The following is a 14062-nucleotide window of genomic DNA, read 5'->3' as shown; positions in this document are numbered from 1 at the left end:
TATACCTACTATTGACCTATGTCTTCCCTTTAATAAAATAGTAATTACTATTGATAAGAATCTTATAACATACTTAATATAAGCTACTTTTCTTATCTGTTCTTAAAATACTTAACTTTTACATTACCTCTTACACAGCATTAATTTTCACACAAGTCTTTCTTATAGTATACTCTTACGCTAACTAAATTAAGTTTATTTATCTATAAAACTACCTATACTTAACTTATTTAAAAGAACAAATAGCTTTCTATCACTTCACTCCATTTAACCTTAACAATATATTATTAAAATAGTTTTTCTAATCAAATAGTGTATTTTTGTGAATATTACTATTCGAAAACACTATGAATGAAGCAGTAAAACCTGAAGAACCTCTTTTTTACATTGGATTACTTATCGTTGTATGTTACTTTTTTTATTGGTTTTATCAAGATAAGAAACAAAAAACAAGACGAAATCTACATATTCAATTATTAAAAAACAATCTACTTCAAGCTGAAAAAACAAATCAAAACAATGAATCCCTTTTAACAAATGAGTTAGCCAAACACTACTCTTCAGTTTGGATTGAAAAGGCTCTTAAAGGTTATATATTCGAAAATATGCCTTTAATTTTACTTAAAGTAGCTATGGGACCTCCTAATGATATTGTTTTTAATACAAATAAAGGACAAGTATGGAAATATGGCGCTAATGGAAGCTCACAATTGGTTATTAACATTTGGGAGGATCAAGTTACTAATTGGCATCAAACTAAATAAAGAAGAATGAATAAAAAAGAATCATATACAATTTTAGGCCTTGATGAAAATGCTTCAATAGATGAAATCAAAACTGCTTATCGAAAATTAGCAAAACAGTATCATCCAGATAAAACAGGGGGTGATGAATTTTTAAGCAATATGTTTAAGAAAATAAACACTGCATACAACACACTTCTTTCATCTTCTTCTACATCTTCTGGGTTTTATCAACAAAACACAAATTCATATTCGTCTGCTCAGTCAAACTACAAGAGAGTTGTTTTTAATCCAGAAATTGAAAAGTGGATTAAAAACCATCATAAAATAGCAGAACAAATAAACTCTTATAAAAGCAAACTGTCTTATATCAATAAAACTGAACCTAAAAAAAACCTTTCTATAAGTAATATTGCAAAGCTTATTGGAGCAGCATTTCTAATTATATTATTCTTCTCTCCTTTTCAAAGTAAAAGTGCTGTAACACCAGTAAAAAACGTTGAAAAAGAATCTTGGCAAACTTCAACTGCAACCAAGCTATTTAAAGTACCGGATATACAAACAGCTCCTATAACAACATTAGCAGAAGGACATAAAGTTGACAGCATTAGTACTACTAAATATTTTTTCAAAGTAAACGTAACTACTGAAAATGGAGTACAGACTGGCTATATATTAAAAGACAATTTAAAAAAATAGAAAATGGATTCTCAATATTACAACCTATTAAACAAAAAAGAAGCCCTTAAAAAAGACAATAGAGATATGTTAATCGGTGGAGTTATTATGGTTTTACTCGCATATTTTATGGTAACCCGCCCATCATTTCCTTCTAAAGAATTATTTACTTGGAACTACCTCTTATCTCTTTATGGAGCAGCTTTTTATGTAGGCGCTTCATTTGTTGCTGGTTGGAAACTACTGCACAACTTTACTTCGCAGTTTTTCTTATTTCTACCTCTGATAGGATGGCTTATTTACTTATTTTTAAAAGTAGCTATGGCATTATTTGTAGGTTCTTACCTCTATGGAGTTTTTCGCTTTTTAAATAATTTGTACCAAATCACTAAGATTAACAAACAAATTATAAACAACTAATTTGCCATAACAATCTACTCAATCAATCATAATACATCTACTGAATGGCTTGTTTGTTTTAACTAATCATTGATAAACTACTTTTCACGTACTCTAATCAACATTTTAAAGTTGACAATACTCATCGTACAGACAACAAATCACACATAAAATCACTTGCCAAACTTTATAGACTAAAAAAAATAAAAATATTTTTAAAAAGTTATTTTAATAACAACAGAAGAGACTGAATCCTTAATCTTTTCATTTTTAAACATCTACAAACAAAATTACTCAACACACTAAATTCTAAAGCCAATTCAAAATAAAAAACTTTAAAAAAAATCAGCATTTATCAGTGTTTGCGCTTGCATTGTAATCTTTTTGTTCTATATTTGCACTCGCATTACAGAAGTAATAGCAGTCTATATGGCGAGGTAGCTCAGTTGGTTAGAGCGCAGGATTCATAACCCTGAGGTCACGGGTTCAACTCCCGTCTTCGCTACAAGGTAAAAGGACATAATCTACAGATTATGTCCTTTTTTTATATCTATATACCACTTCTTTGAGGTCAACTACAATGTACACGTCCCTCTAAAACAAATATTACTTTACTGTTAATCAACATATTTAAACGCGAAAACCATCTCCTAAACTTTCAGGTTATTTAAAAAAAATAAGTAACTTTAAGAAATCTGCCTTTACTAAGGCATAATTAATGCATACAATTAATTAACCTTAAAAGTGATTAATATGTTTTATTTACTTTCAAATGTAAACAGTCCTCTTCTTTTTTACCACGCTATTTTAAACGTGCAACAAGAAGTTGATTTAGACCCTTTAAAATTGGTATTACACATATCATTTTTAATAGCGCTTTCAGTGGTACTAATTCGTTTGTTAAGAGATATGTTGAAACATAGGCAATCCTTTAAAAATGCTATTCTTAAACGCAGTGGTGCCTTATTCATCATTATCATAACATACATTATCATATTTGCGCTAATTAGCTTCTCTTATGAATAAAAAAAGGGGATTGCTTACACAATCCCCTAAATCTTTATTTAACGCTTTAAAAAAGCCTATTCTTCTTCATCTTCTTCGTAGAAATCAAACCACTCAACATCTTCTGTCATTGTTTTATCAACAAACATATCAATCTGCTCTACATAATCTTTCATAAAGTAAACACGTTGTGTTTTACCAATACTATCAGACAATCTGAACAAACGTGGTTCTAAGCGATTTCTCAATTGAATATCTGCATCGTCAATGATGTACATTTGAAGTTGATTCACATCAAAACCAGCACTACTAAACATCTCGTTTAAACGGTTACAAGTACCAATTAAGATATCATTCCCTAAAGACATCTGATTTTTATCCTCATCCAAGTCTGTAAAGTCGTGAACCCCATAAACTTCAAGGTCCATTCCTTTTCCATAAAGTTCAAACACTTCCATTAAGCGCTCTACTTCAAACTTATCCTTTACAACAATCAAAACTCTTGTTGCAATTTCTCCCTCAATTGGTCTTTGTAATTTTTGAAGAGCTGCAATAACCATAGCGGTTGTTTTCCCCTCTTCTTTAGGACCTGCAATTACAACATCAATCCCACTTTTAATCTGACCAAAAGTTTTCTTTTGAAGAGTCGTTGGTTCCACTAATCCATTAGCTGCCAAGTTCCCTTGTAAAATCTCATTTATCTTTTTTAACTTCATATGCTATTTGTTTGCAAACATCTCAACATCTTGTTTTGAAACCTCTTTGCCTCCTAAAATAATTAATCTCTCTATTACGTTTCTCAACTCACGAATATTACCTGTCCAATCGTACTCTTGCAAAAGACTAATCGCTTCTGCCGAGAATGTTTTCGGACTTGTACCTTGTTCTTTTGCTATCTGACTTACGAAGTGATTTACCAATAACGGAATATCATCACGTCTATCATTTAGCCCAGGAACTTCAATTAAAATAACTGCTAATCGGTGATATAAATCTTCTCTAAATCTACCTTCTGCAATTTCTTTTCGCAAGTCTTTATTTGTTGCCGCAATTACGCGTACATCTACTTTTAAATCCTTTTCTGCCCCTACTCTTGTGATCATATTCTCTTGTAATGCTCTCAACACTTTTGCTTGAGCAGACAAACTCATATCTCCAATTTCGTCTAAGAAAATAGTTCCTTTATTAGCAAGTTCAAATTTACCTGGTCTGTCTTTTACTGCAGAAGTAAAAGCTCCTTTAACGTGACCAAATAATTCACTTTCTATTAATTCAGAAGGAATAGCCGCACAGTTTACTTCAATCAAAGCATTCTGTGATCTTGTACTTTGCAAGTGTAATTGATGTGCTACTAACTCTTTTCCTGTTCCATTAGGTCCAGTAATCAGTACTCTTGCTTCGGTTGGAGCAACCTTCTCAATCATATCTTTTATAAGATTGATAGGCTCACTATTTCCTATCATCTCATATTTTTTGCTCACTTTCTTTTTCAAGATTGTATTTTCAACAACCAATTTACTCGTGTCTAAAGCATTTCTAACGGTTGTCAACAATCTATTCAAATCTGGTGGTTTTGATATATAATCAAAGGCTCCAAGACGCATTGTATTAACTGCAGTCTCTAAGTCCCCGTGACCTGATATCATAACAAAAACCACTTCTGGCTTTATTTTCTTTGCCTCAACTAACAGTTCCTCACCGTCCATCTTTGGCATTTTTATATCTGAAATAACTAAATCGTAATCTTCACTTACAATTTTCTTCAAAGCCTCTTCACCGTTTTCTGCTGAATCAACAACATAGTCAGACGATTCTTCTTCTAATATTTTAACTAAGACTCTGCGGATTGACGCCTCATCTTCAACTATTAAAATCTTTGACATTTTCCCCATAATGCACTACAAATTTCTAAACTTCAATTAATACTTAAGCCACTTATATAGCTCTTTCCAAGAAGGTCGTTTACCATACATTAATATTCCAATACGATAAATCTTCGCTGCTATCCAAACAACAAGAATAAATGTACCAAATAATAAAGCAATAGACAATAAAACTTCCCACATTGGTACACCAAAAGGAATACGCATAAGCATTACAATCGGCGATGTAAATGGAATCATTGAAAATATTGTAGCAATCGAACCGTGTGGGTCTTTTATGACAGTAAAGAATCCAATATACACTCCAAGCATTAAAGGCAATAAAATTGGAAATAAAAACTGTTGTGTATCTGTTTCATTATCAACTGCAGCTCCAATTGCTGCATACAAAGAACTATATAAAAAGTACCCTCCTATAAAGAATACTAAGAAATAAACAAACAAAGAAACTAAAGGTAAAGTCAAAATCTCACCTACATAGTTTTGTACATCAAGCATTAACTCTGGAGACATCATAGAAGTAGCTTGTAAAGCCTCTGCTGACGCTACTCCTGGTGTAGCGTTTATTCCTAAAACAACACTCGCTATCGTCAATAATACCGCACCAATTACTCCCCAAATTAAAAACTGTAATAAACCAGCCATTGAAGTACCAATGATCTTACCCATCATTAATTGGAATGGTTTCACTGATGAAACAATGATCTCTATAATTCTATTTGTTTTTTCTTCAATTACAGAACGCATTACCATATTTCCATAAATGATAATGAACATCATAATAAAGTAACCAAACAAACCGCCAATAACGATTTTTATTTCATTTAACCCTTTAACAGTAGCCTCTCCAGATGCTTTTGTAAGGTTTAAATTCACATTCGCTTTAGCCTCATCAATCACTTTTAAGTCGATACCACTATCTTTCAGGTTAATGTGTGTTAACTTATCCTCTAATAGTAGTTCTACTTTACTCACAAAGCTTAAACTCGGACTATCATTAGATATATAAGTTATATTTTTTTGGTAATCACCTATATTTTCTGCTTTAGGAATATAGATAATCCCTTCGTATTTTTCTTCGTTTACACTATCTTTCAATATCGATACATCAACGGCAGATAAATCTTGATAATCAAATTCTTCGTTACTGACGAATTGATTAACAAATAAACCGCTCTCATCGTGAATAGCTACTTTTTTTATATCTCCTTTCAATGTACTTAAGTACCCTACAAATAAAGTTAGGGCTACAAAGAAAAGTGGACTTGCAAAAGTCATTACGATAAATGATTTATTGCGAACTTTTGCAATAAACTCTCTTTTTATTATTAAGGATAATATGCTCATTTTACTTACTTACAGTTTGAATAAAAATATCATTTACAGTTGGCAACTTCTCTACGAAATGTGTTACCTGACCATTTTGAGATAAAATATGCAACAATTCGTTTGGCATTCTTTCTCCTAAATTAATCTCTAACTGTACCTCATCATTTAAGGACTTAAAAGCTGTTGATTGAAAACTGAACTTGCTTTTCAACTCATCGTGTAAGCGTTGTTTATTATCTGTAAGAATCCCTACTTGATACAAATGTGTTCTATATTGACGTTTAACATCAACTAATTTACCTTCAATTAACTTATTTGATTTATTAATTAAAGCGATGTAATCACACATTTCTTCTACACTCTCCATTCTGTGTGTAGAAAAGATAATAGTACTTCCCTTTTCCTTTAACTCAATAATCTCATCTTTGATGATATTTGCATTTACTGGGTCAAAACCAGAAAAAGGTTCGTCTAAAATTAGCAACTTAGGTTCGTGAAGTACAGTAACGACAAACTGAATCTTCTGTGCCATCCCTTTAGACAACTCCTGAATCTTCTTATCCCACCATCCTTTGATATCTAATTTATCAAACCAGTAGTCTAATTGTTTTTTAGCTTCTGCTTTAGACAATCCTTTTAATTGCGCTAAATACATTGCTTGTTCACCAACCTTCATCGTTTTATACAACCCTCTTTCTTCAGGCATATAACCGATATCTTTAATATGGCTTGGATTCAAAACCTGACCATCTAACAAGATTTGCCCTGCGTCAGGATAAGTAATTTGATTTATAATACGGATTAACGATGTCTTACCTGCACCATTTGGACCTAAAAGTCCATATATAGTACCTTTTGGTACAGTTAGCGACACGTTATTTAATGCTATTTTATCGGAGTATTTTTTTACTACATCCTTAACTTCTAATATAGGTTGCATTCGGTCAAGTCTATTAATTTGTGTAAAAATAGTTATTTATTTCATAACTATTAGAGGGAGGAAAAGCAATTTCGATATTATATAAAAAAACCCAACCTTATTTGGAAAAATAAGGTTGGGAAAAATTGCTATGAAAAAGAAAATCCACTGTTTAATAAGTGTCCTGCAAATGTATAAATATTTATCAGACTAAGAAAACATTTCTTTTACTTTTTCAAAAAAAGATTTTTCACTCTTCGAAGGAGCTGGTTGGAAGTTCTCATCTTCCTTCATACTCTCGAAAAATGCGCGTTGTTCTTTTGTAAGTTTTTTAGGAGTCCATACATTCACGTGTACTAACAAATCCCCGTTACCATAGCTATTCAAGCTTGGTAATCCCTTACCTTTCAAACGCAATATTTTACCAGATTGAATACCTTCTTCTAACTTAATACGCACTCTTCCGTTTACAGCATCAATCTCTTTTGATCCTCCTAAAGCAGCTTCAGCAAAGCTGATGTATAAGTCATAATGAAGATTTTCACCTTCTCTTTTTAATGTTTCGTGTTCTAATTCTTCAATCACAACAAGTAAATCACCTGGTACATTATTTTTACCTGGAGCTTCATTACCTTTTCCAGAAACTTTCAATTGCATTCCTTCAGCTACTCCTGCTGGAATTTTGATTGATACTGTTTCTTCATTAAGAATTAAACCATCTGCATCAGCACCTGCCGGTTTGTGATCCATAATCTGACCACTTCCGTGACAAGCACCACAAGGAGATGCAGTTTGCATACGTCCAAATACTGTATTTGCAATCTTAGTTACCTGACCTGACCCATTACAAGTTGGACATGTTTTATAAGTTACACCTTGTGCTTGAACTTTACGTTTAACTTTTATTTTCTTTTCAACACCATTAGCGATGTCTTCTACAGTTAACTTCACCTTAATTCTAAGGTTAGCTCCTTTCACTCTGCGTTGACCTCCGCCTCCGCCGAAACCTCCAAAGCCACCTCCGCCTCCGAAAGCACCTCCAAAAATATCACCGAATTGGCTAAAGATGTCATCCATATTCATATGACCTCCGCCGAAGCCTCCGCCACCACCAAATCCGCCATCAAATGCAGCGTGACCATATTGGTCGTATTTAGCTTTCTTATCAGCATCACTTAATACTTCATAAGCTTCTGCAGCTTCTTTAAATTTCTCCTCAGCTTCTTTATCACCAGGATTTTTGTCTGGGTGAAATTCAATCGCTCTCTTACGGTAAGCCTTCTTAATTGCTGCCGCATCTGCACTTTTATCTATACCAAGTATTTCGTAATAATCTTTTTTCATCGTTGTAAACTCTTTATATATTTTGTTATCGAAAGATTATTGTCCAATTACAACTTTAGGGAAACGAATAATCTTCTCTCCTAATTTATATCCTCTTTCAATTACATCAACAATTTTCCCTTTCATATCATCTCCTGCCGGAATTTGTGTCACTGCTTCTGCCACATCTGCATCAAAGCTATCTCCTGCTTTTAAAGCTACTTCTTCTAATCCTTTGCTTGACAAAGTATCTTTGAACTTGTTAGAGATTAATTTAATTCCTGTTAAATGATCACTTTCTCCGTGTTTTTCTAACTCAGTTACTGCACGATCAAAGTCATCCATTACAGGCAATAAAGCTGACATAACTTCTTCTCCTGCTGTTTTAAACAACTCAATACGCTCTTTAGCAGTACGTCTCTTATAGTTCTCAAATTCAGCAAATAAGCGAATAAATTTATCTTTCTCTTCAGCCAATTTTATAGTCATTTCTTCTTCAGCGCTCAATTGCTCAGTTGTTCCCTCTGCAGCTGCTCCTTCAGTTGTTTGATCTACATCTTGTTGAATTTCCTCTTGCTCTTTGTTTATATCTTTGTTCTCAGTATTCATAGTTTAGACAAATTAAATTTTATAATTTACACTCACTAAATAGCAAATCCTTTGCCAACTTGCTTTCTCTGTCATAATGACATTTTTTAGTCAGTTAGTAAAATTCTATCTTACTGCTATTTACTCTTCTTTCTACCTAAAACAACTTTCTATTAAACAAAAAAAAATGTGCCTAAGCACATTTCTTTATTTATATATTTCTTGCAAAGCAGTCTTTAATTCGCAATAATTAAACACATATCCTGCTTTTTCAATTTTCGCACTACTTACGCGTTGTCCTTCTACAACAAGTACTGCTTTTTCTCCAATTACAATTTTTAAACCCCATTTAGGTACTGCTGGTAACAAAATCTTTTTATTCAGAACCTTTGACAAGCCTATGGTAAACGATTTATTTGTTTCTGGTTTTGGAGCAACAGCATTGTAAACGCCTTCTATTTCGTGTTTTGTCAAAAACAAAAATATACCTACTAAGTCTTTTATGTGTATCCACGAATAAAACTGTTTCCCATCGCCTAACACACTTCCCAGATAACAATTTGCCATCTTAGCGATTTGAGGTAAAGCCCCTCCTTCTTTAGCAAGAACTAAACCTATGCGCACTAAGCTCACTTTAACTCCTATTTCTTGAAATCTCAAATTAGCAGCCTCCCATTGAGAAACAACATTTCCCAAGAAGTTATCTGCTTCAAAATACTGTTCCTCACTTTGCCACTTACTACTATTTGCATAAAGACCAACGGCAGATGAACAAACGATCTGTTTAACAGAATGTGCTTTTTTAGCCAACTGCTCGTAAATAAAATTACTCGGAACAATACGGCTTTCTACTATCTTCGCTTTTCCCGCTTTTGACCACGATTCTGAAATATTTGAACCCGCTAAATGTATGATGGTATGTACCTCATCCAAAGCATTTTCTTCTATCTCTCCTTTGTAAGGATTCCAATAAAAGCCTTTTGCTCCAATAAGCACACCTTCTTTCTTCTCTTTATTTGTTGTTAGGTAATTGACTTCATATCCCTCTTCTAATAGTTTATGCACCAATTGCTTTCCTATCAATCCAGTCGCACCTGTAACTAAAATACGCATAATCGCTTATTTTTTAACCTTCAATGTCCACTCAAAGTTCATAACAGAAACTTGCTCTCCTTTCTCATTTTTACCAACAGACTTCATCCATACAGTAACCCCTTCTCCCGTAGCAATCGCCTTAGCAATCGCCTCGTCTAATAATGCTCCGTCAACGCATTCAAAGTAAATACGACCGGTTGCTTTTTTGGTAAACGAACTATTGTTGTTAGCAACTAACATCGATATCTTCTGTCCGCTCTCTTGTATTTTTCTCATTACTAAAGCTCCAGTCGATAATTCAGCCGCCATTGCTTGTACTGCAAAATACATTGATCTAAACGGATTTTGATTTGCCCACTTATGCTTAACTGTAGTAACAGCTGTTGTGTTACTAATCTCTTTCATACGCACTCCTGTCCAATAAGCAGAAGGCAATTTGAAAAACAAAAACTTATTTATGTTTGAAACTGTAAACTCCATTCTTTTAGATTTTTACTAAATATACAAAAAAAGTTGAATGATTTACTTTCTTCTCTTTTTCCTGTAAATACCCTTTTTTAGACTTATATATCTTCCTTTAAACGATGCTAAATTACTTTCACACCCAAAAATGTATGCCTAATATGCTACTTAAAATAAATATATCTTCTTAATCCTGAAATAATTAAAACTGCCTAAAACAAAAGGTAACACAAAAACAAAACATTAACAACCAATAAGTTACAATATAAAAACACTCCTTACAGAAGTATATTCCTTTTTTTTCAATTGTTAAATCATTGTTAATTTATAGTACTATGTAATACAAAGTACCTGCCTTTAGATATATCTTTGCATAAGAAACAAAGACCAAGAAGTAATTATGAATATAGAAAACACTAAAGCACAAATGCGCAAGGGAATTTTAGAGTTCTGTATTCTTTCGATTTTAAAACAGAAAGACTGCTATACCTCTGAAATACTGGACGAACTAAAAAGCGTAAAGCTGGTTGTTGTTGAAGGAACTGTTTATCCTTTGCTAACACGACTTAAAAACGACGATTACTTGTCTTATCGATGGGAAGAATCTGTCTCTGGTCCTCCTCGCAAGTATTACAAACTGACAGAAAAGGGAGAAGAGTTTTTAAACGAACTTGCTAAAACCTGGTCTGAACTTGCAAATGCAGTAGAAGCTATAACCTCAAAAAACTAACACGATGAACAAAACATTAACTGTAAATATAGGTGGATTAGTATTCCACATTGACGAGAATGCTTACCACAAATTAGATCATTACTTACAAGCGATCAGACGTACTTTCGCTCAGGAAGAACAAGATGAAATCATTCACGATATCGAAATAAGAATTGCTGAATTATTCAATGAGAAAATTACAGATACTAATCAAGTAATTACAGAGAGCAACGTAGAGGAAGTAATCAATATTATGGGAAAACCAGAAGATTATATCCTTGACGATGAAGAAACTATAAAAACAGAATACATCTATACTGGACAGAAAAAACTGTACAGAGATACAGATAAAGGAGTTATCGGAGGTGTATTAGCTGGTTTAGGGCACTACTTCAAAATTGATGTTGTTTGGATTAGAATCTTATTTGCTTTTTTATTGGTATTCTACGGAACAGGTGTGTTACTATACTTAATCTTATGGATTATAATTCCTGCTGCAAAGACTACCTCTCAACGCTTAGAAATGGAGAGAGAACCTATCAATATTGAAACTATTGAAAAAAAGGTTAAAGAGAATGTTTCTTATGTTACTAATAAAATCAACGATATTGATTATGACAACATCAAAAGACAAACTCAAGTAGCTGGAGAAAAAAGTGGTAAGTGGATTAGATATATATTCGGTATTGGGTTCATTGCTTTTAGTGCAATTAATTTATTAACTATTATAGTTGCTGCCATTGGAGTATGGATAAACAAAGATTTTATCTTAGCAGAAACAGCTGCTGAAGGGGTTCCATTCTTTTTATTCTCTGAAGCAAACTATGGTAGAACAATAGCATTAGTATTTATGTTAGTTACCTTGCCATTCATTGGATTGTTAATTATTGGATTGCGTTTAATATACACCAATATCAAATATGTAGCGGCTACAATTATCTCGTTAATTGTTATCTGGTTTATCACATTAGGACTATTTGCTATTCCGTTTGCAAATGCTAAGAACTGGGAAGATTTAGGTAATCAAATGGACAGACAACGCGTGGAGAGACAAACTAACTTTACCTTTTACGATACAGATAGTTTAAACATCAAATTTGTTGACGCTGCTTACTTTGATTCAAACCGCTCTACAACAGATGGTTTTGAAGTAACAAATACAGCAAACACATTACCAATTGAAATCGAATTACTACCTTCTTTTCAAGATGAAATCTACGGAAAAGTATCGGGTACTAACTTTGCTGAGGCAAGATATACAAAGAAAGGAAAACAGTCTGAATTAGTCTATTCTAATGAAATACAAGCTATTCAGTTTGAACAAAAAGACAATGTACTATTAATAGCGAGTAGTTTCAATAATAACGAAACAACAGAGGCTAAATTGAAATATTCTATTTACATCCCACAAGGAAAAAGCGTTTATATCAATGAGGTTATAAAAGCAGCTTTAATAGACCAACAACAAATAGGTGAAGCTAAGCATTGGTATAAAATGCAAGAAGATCAAACCTTAACTTGTGTTGATTGCTCCCTTTAAAAGGAAACCAACACGTGTTATGATAAAATATTTTTCAATTATTACCTGTAGTTTTTACAAACTATAAACCATAAAAAAAGGGAAAGAAGTACTGTACTTCTTTCCCTTTTTACTTTATGAGAAAACTCAATTAACGAACACCAGATTCGTTTTGAGCATCTTGAATCATTTTCTCGTTTGCACGAATACCAAACTCTACACGTCTATTAAGAGCTTGTCCTGCTTTAGTCTCGTTAGAAGCAATTGGATCAGCAATACCAAAACCATCTGCAACCATACGATTAGCAGCAATACCTTGTTGAATTAAGTATTGTTTTACAGAAGCAGCTCTCTTTTTAGATAAACTTAAGTTGTACTCTTCTCTCCCTGTAATATCAGTATATCCGTAGATATCAATATATGTATCTGGGTTTTCTTTAAATACTTTAACTAATTTATCAAGGTTTGCTTTTGCTTTTGTAGTCAATGTAGCAGAGTTAATATCAAAGTTTACAGAGTTTTCACCCAATACTAATTTGATTCCCTCTCCAACTCTTTCAACTTGTGCACCTGGAACAGTTTGCTCAATTTGACGAGCTTGTTTATCCATTTTGTTTCCGATAACTCCACCGGCAGATCCACCGATAACTCCACCTAAAACAGCACCAAGAGCTCCGTTTCCGCCTTTACCAATGTTATTACCTAAAATACCACCAATAATAGCTCCACCAGCTGCCCCAATTGCAGCACCTCTTTGTGTCTTGTTTGAATTCTGTACAGCTTCACATCCAGTGAAAGTAAAAGAAGTTGCAAGCAATGTACCTGCTAATACAAACGTGGTTACTTTTTTCATCTTACTTATTTTTTATTTTTTTAGTTTTTTTCGAAATGATATGTCACGTCGTAAGTTTGTCCTCCAGCGTAGAATTTATCCACAAGTTCAAACGAATTTGCGGTCTGATTTCTCACTTGCATAGAGTATCCTGTAGTAACGTGTTTCGCTTTTACCCCCTCATCTACGAACTTAAATTCGAAGCTTCCGTTTGGTGTTACTGTCCATTTGAATGAACTTTCAAAACTTGGACAATTTCCTCCTTGACTCAAGGCTACGTTTCCTGAATTATTGTTTGAAACAAATTTCCATTGACTACCAATAAAACATTGAGAATCTGCAATATTGAATGAGTTTACTTTCACAAACTCACCACCAATATGTTTGATGTTTGTCAATGTCCAATTCCCCTTAATTCCAACTTGTGATTTTGTATCCATCGTTGGTTTACAAGACGCCATTGCTAACGCTACAGCTCCAAATAATAATACTTTTTTCATATTTCTTTTTTTTACATTAATACATAGTTACAAAATGTATACCCAAAAATAGTGAATATTTAGACACTCCGCCTT

General features: G+C 33.1%; 16 protein-coding genes and 1 tRNA gene. 7 read left to right on the top strand and 10 right to left on the bottom strand.

The window, feature by feature from the left end; genetic code table 11:
- The first annotated feature begins 347 nt into the window (after positions 1-347).
- The 5 genes from GQS07_RS07760 (at position 348) to GQS07_RS07740 (ending at position 2846) form a co-directional block, all read left to right on the top strand.
- Positions 348-764, top strand: coding sequence for a hypothetical protein (locus GQS07_RS07760; RefSeq protein ID WP_158210313.1), 417 nt, complete (start codon positions 348-350; stop codon positions 762-764).
- Positions 765-770: 6 nt separating this feature from the next.
- Complete coding sequence (locus tag GQS07_RS07755; RefSeq protein WP_158210312.1) at positions 771-1442, top strand: J domain-containing protein; 672 nt, start codon at positions 771-773, stop codon at positions 1440-1442.
- 3 nt (positions 1443-1445) lie between these two features.
- Complete coding sequence (locus GQS07_RS07750; RefSeq protein ID WP_158210311.1) at positions 1446-1841, top strand: hypothetical protein; 396 nt, start codon at positions 1446-1448, stop codon at positions 1839-1841.
- A gap of 410 nt (positions 1842-2251) precedes the next feature.
- Positions 2252-2325, top strand: a tRNA-Met gene (locus GQS07_RS07745).
- Between the two features lie 248 nt (positions 2326-2573).
- A complete protein-coding gene (locus tag GQS07_RS07740) occupies positions 2574-2846 on the top strand; it encodes a hypothetical protein (RefSeq protein ID WP_158210310.1) in 273 nt (90 codons plus the stop codon).
- Positions 2847-2902: 56 nt separating this feature from the next.
- Here GQS07_RS07740 and GQS07_RS07735 read toward each other — a convergent pair whose 3' ends face one another.
- From GQS07_RS07735 to GQS07_RS07700, 8 genes are all read right to left on the bottom strand, one after another.
- Complete coding sequence (locus GQS07_RS07735) at positions 2903-3541, bottom strand: DEAD/DEAH box helicase (RefSeq protein WP_158210309.1); 639 nt, start codon at positions 3539-3541, stop codon at positions 2903-2905.
- Positions 3542-3544: 3 nt separating this feature from the next.
- The gene (locus GQS07_RS07730) at positions 3545-4708 is read right to left on the bottom strand and encodes a sigma-54-dependent transcriptional regulator (protein WP_158210308.1); all 1164 of its coding nucleotides are present in this window, start codon (positions 4706-4708) and stop codon (positions 3545-3547) included.
- 36 nt (positions 4709-4744) lie between these two features.
- Positions 4745-6055 (bottom strand): ABC transporter permease, encoded by a 1311-nt coding sequence (locus tag GQS07_RS07725; RefSeq protein WP_158210307.1) that lies wholly within the window; start codon positions 6053-6055, stop codon positions 4745-4747.
- Position 6056: 1 nt separating this feature from the next.
- Positions 6057-6977: an ABC transporter ATP-binding protein gene (locus GQS07_RS07720; protein ID WP_158210306.1), complete on the bottom strand. Its 921-nt coding sequence runs from the start codon at positions 6975-6977 to the stop codon at positions 6057-6059.
- Between the two features lie 189 nt (positions 6978-7166).
- Positions 7167-8300 carry a molecular chaperone DnaJ gene (gene dnaJ / locus GQS07_RS07715; RefSeq protein ID WP_158210305.1) on the bottom strand — a complete coding sequence of 378 codons (1134 nt, stop codon included), beginning with the start codon at positions 8298-8300 and terminating at the stop codon, positions 7167-7169.
- A gap of 36 nt (positions 8301-8336) precedes the next feature.
- On the bottom strand, positions 8337-8888 hold the full coding sequence (locus GQS07_RS07710) for a nucleotide exchange factor GrpE (protein WP_158210304.1): 552 nt from the start codon (positions 8886-8888) through the stop codon (positions 8337-8339).
- A 186-nt stretch (positions 8889-9074) separates the two neighbouring features.
- Complete coding sequence (locus GQS07_RS07705; RefSeq protein ID WP_158210303.1) at positions 9075-9980, bottom strand: TIGR01777 family oxidoreductase; 906 nt, start codon at positions 9978-9980, stop codon at positions 9075-9077.
- A 6-nt stretch (positions 9981-9986) separates the two neighbouring features.
- Entirely contained in the window at positions 9987-10442 is a 456-nt protein-coding gene (locus GQS07_RS07700; RefSeq protein WP_158210302.1) for a DUF4442 domain-containing protein, read from the bottom strand.
- Positions 10443-10824: 382 nt separating this feature from the next.
- Between GQS07_RS07700 and GQS07_RS07695 the strand changes: the two genes are divergently transcribed.
- Positions 10825-11154 (top strand): PadR family transcriptional regulator, encoded by a 330-nt coding sequence (locus GQS07_RS07695; protein ID WP_090409090.1) that lies wholly within the window; start codon positions 10825-10827, stop codon positions 11152-11154.
- Between the two features lie 4 nt (positions 11155-11158).
- On the top strand, positions 11159-12676 hold the full coding sequence (locus GQS07_RS07690) for a PspC domain-containing protein (RefSeq protein WP_158210301.1): 1518 nt from the start codon (positions 11159-11161) through the stop codon (positions 12674-12676).
- A gap of 130 nt (positions 12677-12806) precedes the next feature.
- Here GQS07_RS07690 and GQS07_RS07685 read toward each other — a convergent pair whose 3' ends face one another.
- Together GQS07_RS07685 and GQS07_RS07680 are read right to left on the bottom strand one after the other, a co-directional pair.
- Entirely contained in the window at positions 12807-13508 is a 702-nt protein-coding gene (locus GQS07_RS07685) for an OmpA family protein (RefSeq protein WP_090409095.1), read from the bottom strand.
- Positions 13509-13528: 20 nt separating this feature from the next.
- On the bottom strand, positions 13529-13987 hold the full coding sequence (locus GQS07_RS07680) for a lipocalin family protein (RefSeq protein WP_158210300.1): 459 nt from the start codon (positions 13985-13987) through the stop codon (positions 13529-13531).
- Positions 13988-14062: the final 75 nt, after the last annotated feature.

Origin of the sequence: Myroides phaeus (genome assembly GCF_009799805.1) — a bacterium.
GTDB lineage: Bacteria > Bacteroidota > Bacteroidia > Flavobacteriales > Flavobacteriaceae > Flavobacterium > Flavobacterium phaeum_A.
The sequence above is the reverse complement of the archived record's forward strand: the minus strand, read 5'-3'. Positions and strand labels throughout refer to the sequence as shown.

Bases quoted from the DNA above. Each gene is read 5' to 3' on its own strand.
- GQS07_RS07760 (WP_158210313.1), top strand. From the start codon at position 348: ATGAATGAAGCAGTAAAACCTGAAGAACCTCTTTTTTACATTGGATTA.
- GQS07_RS07755 (WP_158210312.1), top strand. From the start codon at position 771: ATGAATAAAAAAGAATCATATACAATTTTAGGCCTTGATGAAAATGCT.
- GQS07_RS07750 (WP_158210311.1), top strand. From the start codon at position 1,446: ATGGATTCTCAATATTACAACCTATTAAACAAAAAAGAAGCCCTTAAA.
- GQS07_RS07740 (WP_158210310.1), top strand. From the start codon at position 2,574: ATGTTTTATTTACTTTCAAATGTAAACAGTCCTCTTCTTTTTTACCAC.
- GQS07_RS07735 (WP_158210309.1), bottom strand. From the start codon at position 3,541: ATGAAGTTAAAAAAGATAAATGAGATTTTACAAGGGAACTTGGCAGCT.
- GQS07_RS07730 (WP_158210308.1), bottom strand. From the start codon at position 4,708: ATGTCAAAGATTTTAATAGTTGAAGATGAGGCGTCAATCCGCAGAGTC.
- GQS07_RS07725 (WP_158210307.1), bottom strand. From the start codon at position 6,055: ATGAGCATATTATCCTTAATAATAAAAAGAGAGTTTATTGCAAAAGTT.
- GQS07_RS07720 (WP_158210306.1), bottom strand. From the start codon at position 6,977: ATGCAACCTATATTAGAAGTTAAGGATGTAGTAAAAAAATACTCCGAT.
- dnaJ (WP_158210305.1), bottom strand. From the start codon at position 8,300: ATGAAAAAAGATTATTACGAAATACTTGGTATAGATAAAAGTGCAGAT.
- GQS07_RS07710 (WP_158210304.1), bottom strand. From the start codon at position 8,888: ATGAATACTGAGAACAAAGATATAAACAAAGAGCAAGAGGAAATTCAA.
- GQS07_RS07705 (WP_158210303.1), bottom strand. From the start codon at position 9,980: ATGCGTATTTTAGTTACAGGTGCGACTGGATTGATAGGAAAGCAATTG.
- GQS07_RS07700 (WP_158210302.1), bottom strand. From the start codon at position 10,442: ATGGAGTTTACAGTTTCAAACATAAATAAGTTTTTGTTTTTCAAATTG.
- GQS07_RS07695 (WP_090409090.1), top strand. From the start codon at position 10,825: ATGAATATAGAAAACACTAAAGCACAAATGCGCAAGGGAATTTTAGAG.
- GQS07_RS07690 (WP_158210301.1), top strand. From the start codon at position 11,159: ATGAACAAAACATTAACTGTAAATATAGGTGGATTAGTATTCCACATT.
- GQS07_RS07685 (WP_090409095.1), bottom strand. From the start codon at position 13,508: ATGAAAAAAGTAACCACGTTTGTATTAGCAGGTACATTGCTTGCAACT.
- GQS07_RS07680 (WP_158210300.1), bottom strand. From the start codon at position 13,987: ATGAAAAAAGTATTATTATTTGGAGCTGTAGCGTTAGCAATGGCGTCT.